The organism is Sphingosinicella xenopeptidilytica (genome assembly GCF_042676985.1).
Lineage (GTDB): Bacteria > Pseudomonadota > Alphaproteobacteria > Sphingomonadales > Sphingomonadaceae > Sphingosinicella > Sphingosinicella xenopeptidilytica.
This window is the reverse complement of sequence record NZ_JBHTIK010000002.1, coordinates 226,990-242,470: the sequence shown is the minus strand read 5'-3', so window position 1 is coordinate 242,470 and position 15,481 is coordinate 226,990. Positions and strand designations below refer to the sequence as shown.

General features: G+C 67.0%; 21 protein-coding genes. 11 read left to right on the top strand and 10 right to left on the bottom strand.

The window, feature by feature from the left end; all coding sequences use genetic code 11:
• The first annotated feature begins 94 nt into the window (after nucleotides 1-94).
• Nucleotides 95-676, top strand: coding sequence for a nitroreductase family protein (locus ACFQ00_RS04005; RefSeq protein ID WP_381487835.1), 582 nt, complete (start codon nucleotides 95-97; stop codon nucleotides 674-676).
• On the opposite strand, the gene ACFQ00_RS04000 is transcribed toward ACFQ00_RS04005, so the two are convergent.
• Nucleotides 669-1,178 (bottom strand): hypothetical protein, encoded by a 510-nt coding sequence (locus ACFQ00_RS04000; protein WP_381486539.1) that lies wholly within the window; start codon nucleotides 1,176-1,178, stop codon nucleotides 669-671. The genes ACFQ00_RS04005 and ACFQ00_RS04000 overlap by 8 nt on opposite strands.
• Before the next feature lie 94 nt (nucleotides 1,179-1,272).
• Between ACFQ00_RS04000 and ACFQ00_RS03995 the strand changes: the two genes are divergently transcribed.
• Both ACFQ00_RS03995 and cysQ read left to right on the top strand, forming a co-directional pair.
• Nucleotides 1,273-1,620 carry a GntR family transcriptional regulator gene (locus ACFQ00_RS03995; RefSeq protein ID WP_381486537.1) on the top strand — a complete coding sequence of 116 codons (348 nt, stop codon included), beginning with the start codon at nucleotides 1,273-1,275 and terminating at the stop codon, nucleotides 1,618-1,620.
• Entirely contained in the window at nucleotides 1,617-2,402 is a 786-nt protein-coding gene (cysQ, locus tag ACFQ00_RS03990; protein ID WP_381486535.1) for a 3'(2'),5'-bisphosphate nucleotidase CysQ, read from the top strand. The genes ACFQ00_RS03995 and cysQ overlap by 4 nt, the downstream gene beginning before the upstream one ends.
• Here cysQ and ACFQ00_RS03985 read toward each other — a convergent pair.
• From ACFQ00_RS03985 to dksA, 4 genes are all read right to left on the bottom strand, one after another.
• Nucleotides 2,372-3,979 (bottom strand): hypothetical protein, encoded by a 1,608-nt coding sequence (locus tag ACFQ00_RS03985; protein WP_381486533.1) that lies wholly within the window; start codon nucleotides 3,977-3,979, stop codon nucleotides 2,372-2,374. The two genes, cysQ and ACFQ00_RS03985, sit on opposite strands and share 31 nt — an antisense overlap.
• Before the next feature lie 4 nt (nucleotides 3,980-3,983).
• Nucleotides 3,984-5,051, bottom strand: coding sequence for a flagellar motor switch protein FliM (fliM, locus tag ACFQ00_RS03980; RefSeq protein WP_381486531.1), 1,068 nt, complete (start codon nucleotides 5,049-5,051; stop codon nucleotides 3,984-3,986).
• Entirely contained in the window at nucleotides 5,048-5,527 is a 480-nt protein-coding gene (locus tag ACFQ00_RS03975; RefSeq protein WP_374594712.1) for a flagellar basal body-associated FliL family protein, read from the bottom strand. Before ACFQ00_RS03975 ends, fliM begins: the two co-directional genes overlap by 4 nt.
• 154 nt (nucleotides 5,528-5,681) lie before the next feature.
• Complete coding sequence (dksA, locus tag ACFQ00_RS03970) at nucleotides 5,682-6,143, bottom strand: RNA polymerase-binding protein DksA (protein ID WP_381487832.1); 462 nt, start codon at nucleotides 6,141-6,143, stop codon at nucleotides 5,682-5,684.
• A 376-nt stretch (nucleotides 6,144-6,519) separates the two neighbouring features.
• Here dksA and ACFQ00_RS03965 point away from each other — a divergent pair, with 376 nt between their 5' ends.
• From ACFQ00_RS03965 to ACFQ00_RS03940, 6 genes are all read left to right on the top strand, one after another.
• Nucleotides 6,520-6,720, top strand: coding sequence for a zinc-finger domain-containing protein (locus tag ACFQ00_RS03965; RefSeq protein WP_381486528.1), 201 nt, complete (start codon nucleotides 6,520-6,522; stop codon nucleotides 6,718-6,720).
• Nucleotides 6,721-6,744: 24 nt separating this feature from the next.
• On the top strand, nucleotides 6,745-8,163 hold the full coding sequence (tldD, locus tag ACFQ00_RS03960; protein WP_381486525.1) for a metalloprotease TldD: 1,419 nt from the start codon (nucleotides 6,745-6,747) through the stop codon (nucleotides 8,161-8,163).
• 19 nt (nucleotides 8,164-8,182) lie between these two features.
• The gene (locus ACFQ00_RS03955; protein WP_381486522.1) at nucleotides 8,183-8,749 is read left to right on the top strand and encodes a pyridoxamine 5'-phosphate oxidase family protein; all 567 of its coding nucleotides are present in this window, start codon (nucleotides 8,183-8,185) and stop codon (nucleotides 8,747-8,749) included.
• Nucleotides 8,749-8,955: a putative signal transducing protein gene (locus ACFQ00_RS03950; protein WP_381486519.1), complete on the top strand. Its 207-nt coding sequence runs from the start codon at nucleotides 8,749-8,751 to the stop codon at nucleotides 8,953-8,955. Before ACFQ00_RS03955 ends, ACFQ00_RS03950 begins: the two co-directional genes overlap by 1 nt.
• 171 nt (nucleotides 8,956-9,126) lie before the next feature.
• Nucleotides 9,127-9,465: a P-II family nitrogen regulator gene (locus ACFQ00_RS03945; protein WP_374594722.1), complete on the top strand. Its 339-nt coding sequence runs from the start codon at nucleotides 9,127-9,129 to the stop codon at nucleotides 9,463-9,465.
• Between the two features lie 15 nt (nucleotides 9,466-9,480).
• Nucleotides 9,481-10,818, top strand: coding sequence for an ammonium transporter (locus tag ACFQ00_RS03940; RefSeq protein WP_381486515.1), 1,338 nt, complete (start codon nucleotides 9,481-9,483; stop codon nucleotides 10,816-10,818).
• A gap of 103 nt (nucleotides 10,819-10,921) precedes the next feature.
• On the opposite strand, the gene arfB is transcribed toward ACFQ00_RS03940, so the two are convergent.
• The 4 genes from arfB to ACFQ00_RS03920 are packed head-to-tail and all read right to left on the bottom strand — an operon-like array spanning nucleotide 10,922 to nucleotide 13,065.
• Nucleotides 10,922-11,341, bottom strand: a complete 420-nt coding sequence (arfB, locus tag ACFQ00_RS03935; protein WP_381486512.1) for an alternative ribosome rescue aminoacyl-tRNA hydrolase ArfB — start codon at nucleotides 11,339-11,341, stop codon at nucleotides 10,922-10,924.
• On the bottom strand, nucleotides 11,338-12,243 hold the full coding sequence (locus ACFQ00_RS03930; protein WP_381486509.1) for a sterol desaturase family protein: 906 nt from the start codon (nucleotides 12,241-12,243) through the stop codon (nucleotides 11,338-11,340). The genes arfB and ACFQ00_RS03930 overlap by 4 nt, the downstream gene beginning before the upstream one ends.
• On the bottom strand, nucleotides 12,240-12,641 hold the full coding sequence (locus ACFQ00_RS03925; protein ID WP_381486506.1) for a hypothetical protein: 402 nt from the start codon (nucleotides 12,639-12,641) through the stop codon (nucleotides 12,240-12,242). The genes ACFQ00_RS03930 and ACFQ00_RS03925 overlap by 4 nt, the downstream gene beginning before the upstream one ends.
• Nucleotides 12,642-12,645: 4 nt before the next feature.
• Nucleotides 12,646-13,065: a TIGR01244 family sulfur transferase gene (locus tag ACFQ00_RS03920; protein ID WP_381486503.1), complete on the bottom strand. Its 420-nt coding sequence runs from the start codon at nucleotides 13,063-13,065 to the stop codon at nucleotides 12,646-12,648.
• Between ACFQ00_RS03920 and ACFQ00_RS03915 the strand changes: the two genes are divergently transcribed.
• Nucleotides 12,971-13,705, top strand: a complete 735-nt coding sequence (locus ACFQ00_RS03915) for a CDP-alcohol phosphatidyltransferase family protein (protein ID WP_381486500.1) — start codon at nucleotides 12,971-12,973, stop codon at nucleotides 13,703-13,705. The genes ACFQ00_RS03920 and ACFQ00_RS03915 overlap by 95 nt on opposite strands.
• A 133-nt stretch (nucleotides 13,706-13,838) precedes the next feature.
• Entirely contained in the window at nucleotides 13,839-14,936 is a 1,098-nt protein-coding gene (locus tag ACFQ00_RS03910) for a right-handed parallel beta-helix repeat-containing protein (RefSeq protein ID WP_381486497.1), read from the top strand.
• Between the two features lie 37 nt (nucleotides 14,937-14,973).
• On the opposite strand, the gene ACFQ00_RS03905 is transcribed toward ACFQ00_RS03910, so the two are convergent.
• Complete coding sequence (locus ACFQ00_RS03905; protein WP_381486495.1) at nucleotides 14,974-15,414, bottom strand: hypothetical protein; 441 nt, start codon at nucleotides 15,412-15,414, stop codon at nucleotides 14,974-14,976.
• Nucleotides 15,415-15,481 lie beyond the last annotated feature (67 nt).

The following is a 15,481-nucleotide window of genomic DNA, read 5'->3' as shown; positions in this document are numbered from 1 at the left end:
GACTTTCTTTTCCGGAGGCGCTTCTGCTAGCGAGCGGTCTCCCTCCCGGCAACGGCCTATCGGCGAACGGCAAGAAGGCAAACCATTCGTGACCGTGTTCAACGACCGCACCACCCCCATGTCCCTGCTTCTCACGCGCCGTTCCGGCAAGGCGCGCGATATGATCGCACCCGGCCCGGACGAGGCCCAGCTGCGGCGTATCCTGAGCGCGGCGGCGCGCGTGCCGGATCATGGCAAGCTCGCGCCGTGGCGCTTCGTGGTGGTGCCGGAGAGCGAGCGTGCCGCGCTCGCCGAGGCGCTGGACGCGATCTACGTGGCTGAGAAGCCCGAAGCCGGCCGCATCGAGCGCGAGGCGATCCGCGACTTCGCGCGGCAGGCGCCCACGCTGGTCGTGACGCTGTTTCGCCCCAAACCCGAATCGCACATCCCGCTCGCCGAACAGGCGGCATCGGCTGCCGCCGCAACGATGACGCTCGCGCACGCCGCACACGCCGAAGGCTTCATGTCATGCTGGTTGACGGGCTGGCCGGCCTATTCGGAGGGCGTGACGCGACTCTTCGGCGAACCGAGCGACAGCATCGTCGGCTTCATGTTCCTCGGCACGCCGGGGAAGCCGCTGGAAGAGCGCCCGCGCCCGGACCTCGACGATATCGTGAGCGTGTGGCACGCTACCTGACGCGCGCGGCGCGGACGGTCGTGGACCGGCCCTCTATCTTCAGTCGATAGCCACCCGTCGCCGAGCGCTCCAGAACAGCCGTGTCTCCCGAACGGACCGTGGCCAGCGTTCCATCGAGCTGCTTCCACACCTGCCCGTTTTCGAGGCTAAGGTAATAGCGCCCAAGCTCGTCGAGCTCGGCGCGCGAAATGACCACCTTGAGCTCCGACAGCCTGTCTTCCGCAATCATGTCGCGCTTCGACGTGCTCTCGGCTCCAAACGTCTCCACCTTCCGCGCAGCAGCGTCGATTTCGGCCTTGCGCGCGGCTTCCGCAGCCGCGACCCTGCGCGCAGCCACCGCAGCCGATGCCGCCGGGATGCGATCGCCGATCGCGTCGTAACAGGCAAGGCGATCGGCATTGGACGCGAGTGCCGTGCATTGCAGCACGTCACTTTCAGGGATTTGCGCCAGGGCCGAAGCCGGAACCAGCGCAAACAGGACTCCCGTCAGAAGGCGCTCCATATGCCTCTCCCCAAGCTTAGGGGACTACCCTAAGCCTCGGCTTCAGGAACACAAGCCGGTTGACCGTACTACTGTCTTATGGTCTTATAACACTATGTGGCAGACAACACGTCCGATCTATGTGCAGATTCGCGATCTGATCGCGGCTGCGATCATTGACGGCCAGTACGGCGTCGGAGATTCGCTGCCTTCGGTGCGGGCGCTTGCCGCCGAGCAGCAGGTCAATCCACTCACCGTTTCCAAGGCCTATCAGGAGTTGCAGACCGCCGGGCTCGTCTCGGCGCGGCGCGGGCTCGGGCTGTTCGTGGAGCCGGGCGCACGCGAGCGGCTGGTCGCCGACGAGCGCAAACAGTTCCTGACGCGCGAGTGGCCGGCGATCCGCCGCCACATCGATCGGCTCGGCTTGAAACCCGCAGAACTCTTCGATACCGCGGATGCGTGACACGACCCTTTCTTGACACGCTGCTCCCGGTGATCCGGGACGCGGCAACCCTCATCGAACAGATCCGCGAAACCGGTGCCGCATCGCGCACCAAGGCCGATCGCTCTCCCGTGACCGAGGCGGACGAGCGCGCCGAGGCGCTGATCGTCGCCGCGCTCAAGCGGATCGATCCCGAGACGCAGATCGTCGGCGAGGAAGCCTGCGAGGCGGACGGGAAGCCGGCGGTTGCCGAGCGCTTCTGGCTGATCGATCCGCTCGACGGCACCAGGAGCTTCCTCGACGGCGGGGCGGATTATTCGGTGAACATCGGGCTGATCGACAAGGGCGCCCCCGTGTTCGGCATGGTGATGGCGCCGCGCACGGGCACGATCTGGGCGGGCATCGTCGGCGACGGCGCGTGGCGGTTCGATGGTGATGAGAAGACGGCGATCCGCTGCCGGGTGCTGCCCGCACGGCCCGTCGTCGTGACCAGCCGCTCGCATAACGACGACCGCACGATGGCCTATGTCGCGCGCATTCCCGGCGCGGACGTGAAGCCGAGCGGGTCGTCGCTGAAGTTCTGCATGATCGCCGAGGGTGAGGCGGACGTCTATCCGCGCTTCGGGCCGACATCGGAGTGGGACACCGCCGCCGCGCACGCCGTGCTGCTCGCGGCGGGGGGCGCGATGGTCGATGTGGCGGGCGCGCCGTTCCGGTACGGGAAGGCGGATTACCTCAACGGGCCGTTCCTCGCGTGGGGCGACCCCGCCGCCTACGCCGCGCTGCCTTCGATCACCGGATAGGCCGACACCGCTTCCGTGACGGCCGCGAGGACGCGCGGATCGCGCGGGGCGTTCACAAGGGCTTCGAGCGCGCGGGCGGGTTGGCCGCGCATTGTGCGGTAGCGCCTTTCCAGACTGCGGAGCCGGTCGCGATCGTCCTGCCGGGCGGCGGCGACGGCGACGCGGAGGATGAGGCCCGTGTCCTGTGCGGACGCCGTACCTTCGGGCAGCAAGGGTTCGAGACCGGCGATTACGGCCTGCCAGTCCCCCTGCGTCCACGCGGCTTCGGCGCGCAGGAGGTCGGCGTGGCGGCCATCGATTCCGGCGAGGAGCGCGCGGGCCTTGGCTGCGTCACCGGTGCGGATGCGTGCGGCGGCTTCCGCCTGACGGCGGCGCAGATCGAGATCGGCGGGGAGCGCGGCGCGGGTTTGCGCAAGGACGGTGAGCGCGCGCTGCGGATTGCCGCTCGCCACGAGGAGCTCGGCGAGTCGGACCGCCACGCTCGCCCGCGCCGTGCCTTCGAGGCGGTGTGCGACCTGATGATCGAGGAGGCGCGCGGCCTCTGCGGTGCGGCCCGCATCGGCAAGGCGCTCGGCGAGGCGGCGAATCTGGGTGTCGGCTGCGGGGCCTTGCGGAGCATAATCGGGATACGCGCCCAGCAGCGCGACGGCCTGATCGGGCGGCACGTCTGCGACGGCAGCCCTGAACCGCTTCGGAAGCTCCGGGAAACCGCCCGCAACCGCGCTCCACGCCGCGAAGGCGCCGGAGACATCGCCGGACGCATCCCGGAGACTGCCGAGCGCCATCAGCAGATCGCGTTCGGCAGCGCCGCCGCGCCAGACAGTATCGAGCCCTTCGAGGCGGGCGAGCGCGGCTTTCGGGGTAAGGCGACCGGCCGCGACCTCGATTTCGGTGGCCGCGACCTCGGCGCGCAGCGCAGCGATCGGGTTCGGACCCGCGGCGGCGCGGCGGAAATGTGCGAGCGCCGCCGGTGCATTGCCGCGCAGCGTGACGCCACGCCAATATTCGGCCTCGCCCTGCTGCACGGGAGACAGCCCATCCATCCGGCGTAGCACGCCCGCAGCCGCATCCATGTCGCCCGCCTCGGCATAGGTGCGAACGGCGGCCATCAGATAGGACGCCCGCGCCGTGGCCGGCAGCGCTGCAAGCGCAGGAGCGGCGCAGCGGTGCGCGGCGGCAACCCCGGCGCGGTCGCGTAGCCGCGCGGACGCGGCAAGACGCTGAAGACAAGCGGCCGGAACCTCCGCGAGCGCTGGCGTATCGAGCTCTGCCAGCGCCTTTTCCGGCGCGCCAAGCGCGGTGAAAACCTCGGCGCGCAGCAGGTGGAATTCGGCCGTTTCGGCGTAGCGCGGCGAATCGGCGGCAAGTACGCCGAGCACGCCGTCCGCCTCCGCATGGAGACCGGCGGCGGCATAATCCTGCGCCAGCCGCCAGCGCCGCTCCGGGCGCTCGGCATCGGGCGCGACGCTGAGCGCCTGAAGCGCGACGCGCACGTTCGGCGCGTCTCCCGAAACGGGTGCGGGGACCGCCAGAGCAAGCGCGGCGAACAGCAGAAGGCGTTGGGGGGCGTGGCGCACGGGCCTAGTCCTCGCCGCGCAGGCGGAACGTCTTTCCGGGCTGGTGTTCGGTTTCCCGGTCGGTGAGGCGCACCGCCACCTGACTGCCCGAGCGGCCCATGCGGCCATGCCCGATCGTGCGCCCGCCGCAGCGCAGCGCGACCGGATGCTCTTCGCGCGTGCCGAAAAGCAGCGTCTGGCCTAGCTTGAAGCCCATCACCTCGGCAAGCGTCATCTGCTGCTCGCCGAGAACGGCCTCCACCTCGACGCGGGTACGCTGAAGTTCCGACGCCAGATGCCGTTCCCAGATCCGGTCGCGGCCGAACGTCTCGCCCGTGAAACGCTGGAGAAGCAGCGCGCGCACCGGCTCCAGCGTCGCATGGGGAATCACGAGATCGAGGAGCCCGCCGCGCTCATCGATCTCGATGCGGAAGCGGGCGTTGACGGCGACGCTGGTGGGACGCGCGATCCCGGCGAAACGGGGATTGGTTTCGATCCGGTCGCGCGCGAAGCTGACCGAGGCCAGCGGCGCGAAGGCGGCGCCGAGGTCGCTGAGCACGACATCGATGAGGCGCGTGACGAGTTTCGTTTCGATCGCCGTGAAACCCCGCCCGCCGATGCGTGCGGGGGGCACGCCGCGCCGCCCGCCGAGCAGCACGTCGACGATCGCGAAGGCCAGTTCCGGGCGGACGATAAGCAGCGCCGAATTGTCCCACGCGCGCGCCTGCGCGACGCCGATCAGCGACGGCCGCGGCAGATCGTTGAGGAACGCACCGAAACGCACCGGGGCGACCGTTTCGATGGAGACCGCGACCGTATCGGAGGTGAGGCTGCGGAGGCTCGCCGTCATCAGCCGGACGAGACGATCGAAGACCACATCGAGCATCGGCAGCCGTTCGGTGGAGACGAGACCGGCGTTGATGATGGCGTCGATACCCGCCTGATCAGAGGCCGGTATCCCGCGCGGCGTTTCGCGTGGCTGCAGCCCTTGCGGCGCGGCGCGCTGCATCTGATCACGCGTCAGCGCCCATTCCGCCTCGATATCGTCGCGAAGCCAGGCTTCGGGATCGAATTTCATGCTGCGGCTGGTCATTGCTGGATCAGCTCCTGCACCAGCACGTCGCTCGCCCGCCCCGGCCCCGCGCGGTTGATCCGCACCATCAGCTCTTCCTTGATGCGGTACGTGCCCGAGGCCCCGCCGAGATCCTGGGGATGCAGCGCGCGCAGATAGGACTGGAAGCCGTCGATCACCGCCGGAAGCCGGGCCTTGATCGCGTCGGCGTCCTCACGGCTCGCGGCCTCGATGACGACATGCACCTTGAGGTAACGGCGTTCGCCGCCCTTCGTGCGCAGATTCACGGTCATCGCCGGAACTTCGACATAATGGGGAATCGCGGGCGTGAGCACGCCGGGCGCAGTCGCCCACTGAAGACCGTAAAGCGCAACGACGAGGGCTGCAGCGATCAGCGCAGCCGTGACAATGCGCTTGCCGCTCCACCACTTGCGCGGCAAGGCAGCCTCCAGCGCGGCCAGCTCCTCCGGCCGTATGGCATCATCGATCGGCGTCATCGGCCCCGCCAGTTTGCAACCCAGAGGTACAAACTAGCCGCTGCGTAGTTAACGAGGCGTTGCGGATGACGGACGGATGACAGCGCGCAATCCCGCAGGCGGGCGCGGATTCCCGTGACTTTCGCGTAACGATCTACCCGGAGGCAAGACCGTGCTACTCGTCGCGCGTGATCTTCTCGTTGCGCTCGTGGCGTTCCTGCGCCTCGACCGTCATCGTAGCGATCGGGCGCGCATCGAGGCGCTTCAGCGAAATCGGCTCGCCGGTGACCTCGCAGTAGCCGTATTCGCCCGCATCGATGCGGCGGAGCGCCGCGTCGATCTTGTTGATCAGCTTGCGCTGCCGATCCCGCGCGCGCAGCTCGATTGACCAGTCGGTCTCGCTCGATGCGCGGTCGGTGGCGTCGGCTTCCTGCAGCGGCTCTTTCTGGAGCTGGGCGAGCGTTTCCTTCGCTTCGCGAAGAATGTCGTCCTTCCAGTCGAGCAGCTTCTTGCGGAAATACGCCAGCTGCAGCGGATTCATGAAGGGCTCGTCCTCGGTGGGGACATAGCCTTGTGGCAGTTCGATGCCGTTCCCGGCAGCCGATTTCTGATTTTCGTCGTCGGCCAGGACGGACATTCCTTCAACCGTATCCATCATTCAACGCAACTCCTGCCCCGACCGTTCCGGCCCGCGAGCTGGTGAGGCGCGCGCGAAACGACCGCTCCCGGCGCGGGCTATACCGTCCGCACCTGCACGCGGCAAGCGGCTAGATGAGTGCCGCGCAAATTCGTACGCCGAACCGTTGCGGGGCTGACGGCATTAAGGCTTTGCTAACCTTTTCCGCGCCATCGTCCGGCCATGTTCATGGCTCCCATCTCCCGCCGCCGCGTGCTGCTGTCGAACGCGCTCAAGACCGCCTTCATAGCGGCTATCGCGCTTGGGCCGGTGATCGCTCCGCACTTTATCTGAGCGGGCTTGAGGCCGCGAAAAACCGGTGCTAAGCGCAGCCTCCATGAACGCCACCGCCCCGAAAGACGAGTTCGTCCCCGAAATCCGCTACGTCGACACCACGCGCGTGTCGTGTGACGGCGACGAGGGACCGCTCGGCCATCCCCGCGTTTTCCTGGAGATGGAGCACGGCTTCGTCGACTGCGGCTATTGCGACCGGCGCTTCATCCTTTCGGGCGGACCCGCTGACACACGTGACAAATAAGGGCGGAGCGCCCATATCGGGCGCATGACCGACCCGACCCGCCTGTTTTATTCCGAGCTCGACCCGGCCCGTGCCGAACGCGTCGTCGCCGACGTTCTCGCCGGCACCGACGACGGCGAACTCTACATGCAGCACACCGTCGCCGAGAGCTTCAGCTTCGACGACGGGCGCATGAAATCCGCGAGCTTCGACACGACGCAGGGCTTCGGTCTGCGCGGCGTTTCGGGCGAAACCACCGCCTTCGCGCACGCCAACGAGATCAGCGAGGCCGCGATCCGGCGCGCAGGCGAAACCGTGGCGCTGGTGCGCGGCGGGCATGGCGGCACGATCGCCGCGCCGCCCGCGCGAACCAACCGCAAGCTTTACGTGGACGATGACCCGATCAGTGCGATCCCCTTCGCGCGCAAGGTGGCGCTGCTGGAGCGAATCGATGCCGCCGCGCGCGCGCGCGATCCGCGCGTGGTGCAGGTGTCCGCCTCGCTCACCGCGAGCTGGTCCGCGATCGAGATCCTGCGCGGCGACGCCTTCCGCGCCTCCGACATCCGGCCGCTGGTGCGGATCAATGTGCAGATCGTCGCCGAGAAGGACGGGCGGCGCGAGACCGGCTATCACGGCATCGGCGGGCGCTACCTTTACGATCAGTTGTTCGAGGATGCGACGTGGGAGCGCGCGATCGATGTGGCACTCGCTCAGGCGCTTGTGAACCTCGACGCGGTCGCGGCCCCGGCGGGCGAGATGACCGTGGTGCTGGGGCCCGGCTGGCCGGGCGTGCTGCTGCACGAAGCTGTTGGGCATGGGCTTGAAGGCGATTTCAACCGCAAGGGTGCATCGACCTTTTCGGGAAGGCTCGGCGAACGCGTCGCTTCACCCGGCGTCACGATCGTCGACGACGGCAGCCTCGAACACCGGCGCGGGTCGCTCACCATCGACGACGAGGGCACGCCGACGGGCCGCACGGTGCTGATCGAGGACGGCATCCTCAAGGGCTACATGCAGGACCGGCTGAACGCCCGCCTGATGGGCGTGGCGCCCACCGGCAACGGCCGCCGCGAGAGCTTCGCGCACGCGCCGATGCCGCGCATGACGAACACGTTCATGCTGGCAGGCAAGGATGATCCCGGCGAGATTCTCTCCCGCGCCAAGTCCGGCATTTACGCCAAGAGCTTCGGCGGCGGGCAGGTCGACATCACCAACGGCAAGTTCGTATTTTCCTGCACCGAGGCCTACCGGATCGAAAACGGCCAGCTCGGCGCCCCGATCAAGGGCGCGACGCTGATCGGATCGGGACCGGAAGCGATGCAGAAAGTGGTCGCGATCGGCAACGACCTCGAACTCGACGAGGGCGTGGGCATCTGCGGCAAGGGCGGGCAATCGGTGCCCGCGGGCGTCGGGCAGCCCACGCTGATGCTGGAAGGGTTGACGGTGGGCGGCACCGCCGCCTGAGACGAAAGGAGAGCGGCGCGTGGCGGACTTCTTCGATCACCTTACCGAAGAGCACATCGCCTTCATCACCCGCCAGCCCGTGTTCTTCGTGGCGACCGCCGCTGCGGACGCGCGCATCAACCTCAGCCCCAAGGGCTATGATTCGTTTCGGGTGCTCGGGCCGAAGCGCGTCGCCTATCTCGATCTCGGCGGCTCTGGGAACGAGACGCACGCGCACCTCGCGGCTGACGGGCGCATCACGCTGATGTTCTGTGCGTTCGACAACCCCGCGCTCATCTTCCGCATTTATGGGTACGGCCGGGCGGTGCTGCCGCAGGACGCGGATTGGAAGGCGCTCGCCGCGCATTTCACGATCCTGCCCGGCACGCGGCAGATCTTCGACATCACGGTGGAGAGCACGCAGACGAGTTGCGGCTGGGGCGTGCCGCACATGACGCTGGAGCGCGAACGGCCGACGCTGGTGAAATACCACCGGCAGGCGGGCACGGACCCATCAGCGTGGGTGAAACGCCGCGCCGACCGCACGCGGAGCATCGACGGGCTGCCGATCCGCGTGACCGACCGCTACGTGAGCGAGGACGCCTGATGCCGCTCGTGATGGTCCGCGAATATTCGAGCCGCATCGATGGCGATGTGGCCCGCCTTGCACTCGAGGCGGAGGGAATTCCGGCGGTGCTCTTCGACGCGGGCGTAGCGAGCCTGGGACTGGGGCCGATCGCATCAGCACGGCTGATGGTCGATGAAAGCGACATCGATCGCGCGAAAGCGATTCTGGACGGGGCGGACGATTAAACTTTCGTCAATATCTTCGCCTAGAATCTAGGCGACCACCTTTCATCGCCTAAATTTTAATCACAAACCAGCTCGAACGGGGTTGGAGTCGCCTGTTTTGCTGCGCTGCAGCAGTTGGCACGCATCATGCAGAATGCCTCCCCGGCACAACCACACAGGAGGGGGCAAGGCATGAAGCTGATCATTGCTATCATCAAGCCATTCAAGCTCGACCCCGTGCGGGAAGCCCTGAGCGACATCGGCGTTCAGGGACTGACCGTGACGGAGGTGAAGGGTTACGGGCGCCAGAAGGGGCACACGGAAGTGTACCGCGGCGCTGAGTACAGTGTGAACATGGTTCCGAAGCTGAAGCTCGAGATCGTCGCTGCCGACGACCTTGCTCCGCGCGTGGTTGAAACCATCTCCGCCGCCGCCGCAACCGGAAGCATCGGCGACGGCAAGATCTTCACGCTCGATGTCGGCGGCGCCGTGCGCATCCGCACCGGCGAGACCGACGAAACCGCTCTTTAGGACTGGGGGTAAGGAATGAAACCAACTCTTGGATTGGCGGGACGCGCGCTGGCTTTCAGCGCCCCCCTGCTGTTTTCACTGCCTGCCTTCGCGCAGGAAGCGGCCGAAGCCGCCGCTCCGGTCGTCGACAAGGGCGACGTTGCCTGGATGATGACCGCAACGGTCCTCGTCATGGCGATGATCGTTCCCGGCCTCGCGCTGTTCTACGGCGGTCTCGTCCGCACCAAGAACATGCTGTCGGTGCTGACGCAGATCATCGCGGTGGCCAGCCTCGCGATGCTGATGTGGGCGATCTACGGCTACACGATGGCGTTCGGCGACGGCGGCAACGCCTTCATCGCGGGCTTCGGCAAGATGTTCCTGTCGGGCATCACCGCGGACTCGACGGCGGCGACCTTCAGCGACGGCTTCGTCATCCCTGAATTCGTCTTCATCTCGTTCCAGATGACCTTCTCGGCGATCACCGTCGCGCTCGTCATCGGCGGCCTCGTCGAGCGCATCAAGTTCTCGGCGGTGATGGTGTTCGCCATCGTCTGGCTGACGATCGTCTACTACCCGATCGCGCACATGGTGTGGGCGACCGGCGGCCTGATCTTCGAATGGGGTGCGCTGGACTTCGCCGGCGGCACCGTCGTGCACATCAACGCCGGTGTCTCGGCGCTGGTCGGCGCGATCATCCTCGGCAAGCGTATCGGCTACCAGAAGGAAGTCATGGCGCCGCACTCGCTGACCATGACGCTGGTCGGCACGGGCCTGCTGTGGGTGGGCTGGTTCGGTTTCAACGCCGGTTCGGCGCTCGAAGCGAACGGCGGCGCGGGCCTCGCGCTTATCAACACCTTCCTCGCAACGGCCTCCGCAGTGCTCTTCTGGATGCTCACCGAGCGCGTGCTCGGCCACAAGAGCTCGCTGCTCGGCGCCTGCTCGGGTGCCATCGCGGGCCTCGTGGCGATCACGCCGGCGGCCGGCAACTCGGGCCCGATGGGCGCGATCCTGCTCGGCCTCGTGGCGGGTATCCTCTGCTGCGTGTTCGTGATGAAGATCAAGGCGAAGCTCGGCATCGACGAGTCGCTCGACGCCTTCGGCATCCATGCCGTCGGCGGTATCATCGGCTCGATCCTCACGGCCGTAACCATGCTGCCCTCGCTCGGTGGGCCGGGTGGCGACGACTACGCCGTGGGCGCCCAGCTCATCATCCAGATCCAGGCGGTCGTGGTCGCCATCATCTGGGCAGCGGTGGGCTCGGCGATCGCTTTCACGGTGGCCAAGGTCATCACCGGCCTGCGCGTCTCCGAGGAAGTCGAGCGCGAAGGTCTCGACCTCGGCGAACATGGCGAACGCGCCTACAACTACTGAGTATAGTACGCGTAAAATCCCGGGGCGGCGTGGGCGACCACGCCGCCCCTCTCCTTTTTGAAACGGGTGGCGGCGTGGGCAACCACGCCGCCCCTCTCCTTTTCTAGATATCCGAGGGCTTCCGGCGCAGCGCCTTCACCTTGCCGCGCCCGGTCTTGGCATCGGCGCGGCGGGCCTTCGCGGCCTTGCTCGGCTTTGTCTTGACGCGCGGTGTCGGCGGCACGGCGGCTTCGGAGAGCAGCGCGACGAGCCGCGCCTCCGCGTCCTCCCGGTTCATCTCCTGCGTGCGGAACCGCTCAGCGCGGAGCACGATGACCCCGTCCAGCGTCAGCCGACGCCCGGCGAGCCGCGCGGCGCGGCGCTTGACGGCTTCGGGCAGCGACAGCGAACGCGCGAGATCGAAACGAAGCTCCACCGCCGTCGACACCTTGTTGACGTTCTGGCCGCCGGGGCCGCTCGCGCGGATGAAGCTGAGCGTGATCTCGTCTGGATCGATGGCGAGCCCTCGCCCGATAGAGATCATTCGGCAGGCTCTGCCGCGAGCCGCGCCTGACGCTCCGCCCAGCGTGCCTTGATCGTCTCCGACGTGTCACGGCTGCCGTCGTGGCTCCAGCCCGGCGGCTTCACCATGTAGTTCCAGCGCGCCGCCCACGTGGGCGCGTGCCACACGTCCTTCGCGATGCCGATCCATTCGTGGAACGCCGTCCACAGCACGTTGAAGCTGCCGAGGTTCTTGACGATGCCGTAGCGGCAGGGCTCGTCGTCGCGCTCCGGCTCGAACGTGCCGAACATCCTGTCCCAGATGATGAACATGCCTGCGTAGTTCTTGTCGAGATAACGCGGGTTCGTCGCGTGGTGGACGCGGTGGTGCGAAGGCGTGTTCATCACCGCTTCGAACCAGCGCGGCATCCGGCCGACGACCTCCGTGTGAATCCAGAACTGGTAGACGAGATTGATCGCCGAGGCGAAGAGCACCATCGCCGGATCGAACACGAGGAACAGCGGCATCCGGAAAATGAACGACAGCGCGATGAACCCCGTCCACGTCTGCCGGAGCGCCGTTGAGAGATTATAATGCTGGCTCGAATGGTGGATGACGTGCGCCGCCCAGAACCAGCGCACGCGGTGCGCGCTGCGGTGGAACACGTAATAAGCGAGATCGTCGGCAAGGATGCAGAGCGCGAACACCCACCAGTGCCAGCCGAGATCCAGAAATGCGAACTGGTGCAGCCAGTAAGCCGCCGCGATCACCGCGCCGCCCGTGATCAGGCCGGCGATCGTACTGCCGAAGCCCATGGCGAGCGAGGTCGCGGTATCGCGCCATTCATATTCGCCGCGCCCACCGAAACGCACCCACATCACCTCCGCCACCATCAGCAGGATGAACGCCGGAACGGCGAGGGCGACGGGATCGGGCAGCTTCATTGACGTCCAGCCTGTGCCCGCAGCCGCACGGCAAGCGTTTCCGCCGCTTCCGCGCCGATCCGCAGGCGAACCGGGCCGAACATGGGATCGCCGCTCTCCACGATCAAGTCAGCGTTTTCGACAGTAACGGCCACCGGCGGGGCAAGACCCCGCACCGCCCAGTGCGATCCGTGCGGCTTGATGAGTGCGAAACGCCCTCCCTGCCCCGAAACCAGCGCCCCGCCGCCATCTGCGCCAAGCGCGACATCATCCGCCACGAACCCGGCAAGCGTGAATTCGGCAAGATCGGCCGCCGCCTTCGCATCAAGGCTTGCCGCCGGCCGCCGCACACCGAGCCAGCGCGCCAGCACGACCACGAGCGCGATGCCGCCGATCGAGACCAGCGTCTGCGCGAGCATGGCGTTACCGCGTCGCCATCTGCTGCATGACGCCGTAAATCGGCGACAGGTCGTATCCTGCAGCGCGCGCAGCCTCGGCGAGCTCTTCCGGATTCTTACCGGCGGAGGCTTCGGCAAGGCCCCAGAGCATCGTCGAGCGCGTGCCTGAGCGACAGAACATGAGCGTGGTCTGGCCTTCGAGCGCCTTGCGCACGGCCTCGATCATGTCGGGGGTTATGCCGCCCTGGGACATCGGAATATAGGCGTAAGCGAGCCCTTCCGTCGCTGCCGCCGCCGCGATCGTCTCGCTTGGCGGCTGGTCGGGCGCCTCACCGTCCGGCCGGTTGTTGATGATCGCGGTGAAGCCCGCCGCCTTCGCAGCGCCGACATCGGCAGCCGTGATCTGCGGCGCGACCGAAACGGTTTCGCTGAGCTTCAGGAACATGGTTTCCTCCAAAAGACCGGGCACGGGCGTGCATGACATTCATGCCTCGTCTATCCTGTGCAGACGATACTGGCGACTAAAACAGTGTGGGAGGCGCCCTATCAACATTCCCAATCTGCTCACCATCTTCCGGCTGCTGCTTGTGGCTCCGATGGCGCTGTACCTGATTTCGGGCGATCTGACGCGGGCGGGCATCCTCTTCGCCATCGCCGCCATCACCGACGCCGTGGACGGCTGGATCGCGCGGCGGTGGGACATCATCACGACGTTCGGGCGGCTGATGGACCCGGTTGCCGACAAGCTGCTCGTCGGCACCGCCGTGGCGCTGCTGTGGTGGACGGAGCTGCTGCCGGGCTGGTTCGCCGTCGTGGTTGCGGTGCGCGAGGGCCTCGTGCTCGCCGCGAGCGTCTGGGCCCGGGCGCGCGGGCACGCCGACGAACTGCACCCCGGCCGCTTCGGCAAGGCGGGAAACGCCGTGCAGATGCTGCTTGTGGCGCTGATCCTGCTGCCGCTGCCGCCTGCGCTCAAATCGCCGCTTCTGCTGCAAACCCTGATGATCGCAGCAACTTTCCTGACGATCGTATCGGCCGTCCGCTACGCACAGCGCTGGAAACGCGCCCGGAACGAAACGGCTTCGTAATGTCGCGTCTGCTACGCACTCCACCCGGCTTTCGAGGGGCACGCGATTGAAACCGTCATCATTTGCAGGGCATGAGCGGCCCGCGCGGTCGGGGGTCTCGCGCGGCATGGCGGCAATGACGAGGTCGGCGGACATGACATTGAGACTCGCTCTGGCGACGGCGCTCGCATCCGGCTCGGCCGGCGCATCGGCGGCAACGCTCGCGGTCGGCGGCAACGGCGCCTATGCGACGCTCGCCGAAGCGGCGCGCAATGCCGAGGCCGGCGATACGATCGTCCTCGCCCCCGGTCTTTACGAGGGCGCACGCTTCCATGCCAACGACCTCACCATCCGCGCCGCGGCGGACGCCGTGCCGGGTAGCGTCGTGGTGGGCGGCGATACCGTGGCCGGCAAGGGGCTGTTCGTGATCGCCGGGGACGACGTGACGATCATGGGGATCACGTTCGAAGGCGCACGCGCGCCTGACGGCAACGGCGCGGGGATCCGCGTGGAAGGCCGCAACCTTACGGTGACGGACGCGCGCTTTTCCGGGAACGAGATGGGCATCCTTGCAAACGGCGTAGACGGCAGCGTGCTGACCGTGCGCCGTTCGCGCTTTACGGGGACGGCCAGCCGCGCACCGGACCGCCTGGGCCATGCGATTTATGCGAACAGCATCGCGCGACTGGTGGTGACGGGATCGACGTTCGCGCGCGGCACGCGCGGCCACTACATCAAATCCCGCGCGCTCGACACGCGCATCACCGACAACCGGATCGACGACACGAACGGCTCCGCCTCCTACCTTATCGATCTGCCGGAAGGCGGCGGCGCGACGATCAGCGACAATCTGCTGGTGAAGGGCCCCAATCCCGACAATTGCTGCACGGCCATCGCCTATGGTTTCGAGATGCGAAAGGGCGGCAGCTACGTGAACCCGCCTGCGCTAGTGCGCGTGAGCGGCAACCGCTTCGTGAACCGCGCGCCCGGAACCGTGACGTTCTTCGCCAACCGCGCGGCGCCCGCCAATGCCGCGACGCTCGCCAACAACGAGATGATCGCGGAGCAGGGCCGCATCGTCGCAGCCTCAGGGAACGCGACGGTGAACGGCAAGGCCGCCGCAAGCTATTTTGCGAACGCCGCGGCCTTCGCGGAAATGGCCCTGAAACCGCCGATGTCCGGCATTTTCGCGCTGCTCGGTTTCGGGCTTGCGGGCATCATCGTCGGGCGCCGGAAACCCGTCACGCGCTGAACGCGGAAGGGGCGCGAGGCCCCTTCCCTTACGCCCGCTACTTTTTCGGAAGATGCCGGTGCGCGATGGACCGCTTGCGATCCGCGATGAGACCGTTCCACTCTTCGAGCAGCTTGTCGGAGGCTTCCTTGCTGCCGGTCAGCTTGTGGAGCTCCGCGAACCAGGCGACATCATCGGGTGAATACTGCCACTCGATCTCGGCCCCGCCCTTCATCGGCCAGACGAGCACATCGTCCCAATCGCCGAACTGGACATGATACTCTTCGGGAATCGGGGTTTTCGAAGCCACGGATGCGGGATCGAAATACTTCGTCACGATCTCGTAGGCGCGCTCGCCCTTGCCTTCCTTGTACTTCACGAACTCCAGGACATGATACGAGACGTTCTCGCGCTTTTTCGCCGTGTCCTGCGCGGCGACGGGTGAGGCAACGACAAACGCGGACGCAACGCAAAGCGAGACAAATTTCCGGTAAGTCATGACGTGTCTCCCCTGTTTGGAGGCGGCGAGACATATCACGATTTCGGTACGGGTCCGAATCGGGCCG

Excerpts from the sequence above, each read along its gene's own strand:
- fliM (WP_381486531.1), bottom strand. The coding sequence starts at position 5,051 with ATGACCAGCCGCAGCATGAAATTCGATCCCGAAGCCTGGCTTCGCGAC.
- ACFQ00_RS03945 (WP_374594722.1), top strand. The coding sequence starts at position 9,127 with ATGAAGCTGATCATTGCTATCATCAAGCCATTCAAGCTCGACCCCGTG.
- ACFQ00_RS03965 (WP_381486528.1), top strand. The coding sequence starts at position 6,520 with ATGAACGCCACCGCCCCGAAAGACGAGTTCGTCCCCGAAATCCGCTAC.
- ACFQ00_RS03930 (WP_381486509.1), bottom strand. The coding sequence starts at position 12,243 with ATGAAGCTGCCCGATCCCGTCGCCCTCGCCGTTCCGGCGTTCATCCTG.
- tldD (WP_381486525.1), top strand. The coding sequence starts at position 6,745 with ATGACCGACCCGACCCGCCTGTTTTATTCCGAGCTCGACCCGGCCCGT.
- ACFQ00_RS04000 (WP_381486539.1), bottom strand. The coding sequence starts at position 1,178 with ATGGAGCGCCTTCTGACGGGAGTCCTGTTTGCGCTGGTTCCGGCTTCG.
- ACFQ00_RS03915 (WP_381486500.1), top strand. The coding sequence starts at position 12,971 with ATGATCGCGGTGAAGCCCGCCGCCTTCGCAGCGCCGACATCGGCAGCC.
- ACFQ00_RS03975 (WP_374594712.1), bottom strand. The coding sequence starts at position 5,527 with ATGACGCCGATCGATGATGCCATACGGCCGGAGGAGCTGGCCGCGCTG.
- ACFQ00_RS03905 (WP_381486495.1), bottom strand. The coding sequence starts at position 15,414 with ATGACTTACCGGAAATTTGTCTCGCTTTGCGTTGCGTCCGCGTTTGTC.
- ACFQ00_RS03910 (WP_381486497.1), top strand. The coding sequence starts at position 13,839 with ATGACATTGAGACTCGCTCTGGCGACGGCGCTCGCATCCGGCTCGGCC.
- ACFQ00_RS03995 (WP_381486537.1), top strand. The coding sequence starts at position 1,273 with ATGTGGCAGACAACACGTCCGATCTATGTGCAGATTCGCGATCTGATC.
- arfB (WP_381486512.1), bottom strand. The coding sequence starts at position 11,341 with ATGATCTCTATCGGGCGAGGGCTCGCCATCGATCCAGACGAGATCACG.
- ACFQ00_RS03925 (WP_381486506.1), bottom strand. The coding sequence starts at position 12,641 with ATGCTCGCGCAGACGCTGGTCTCGATCGGCGGCATCGCGCTCGTGGTC.
- ACFQ00_RS03940 (WP_381486515.1), top strand. The coding sequence starts at position 9,481 with ATGAAACCAACTCTTGGATTGGCGGGACGCGCGCTGGCTTTCAGCGCC.
- ACFQ00_RS03950 (WP_381486519.1), top strand. The coding sequence starts at position 8,749 with ATGCCGCTCGTGATGGTCCGCGAATATTCGAGCCGCATCGATGGCGAT.
- ACFQ00_RS03920 (WP_381486503.1), bottom strand. The coding sequence starts at position 13,065 with ATGTTCCTGAAGCTCAGCGAAACCGTTTCGGTCGCGCCGCAGATCACG.
- dksA (WP_381487832.1), bottom strand. The coding sequence starts at position 6,143 with ATGTCCGTCCTGGCCGACGACGAAAATCAGAAATCGGCTGCCGGGAAC.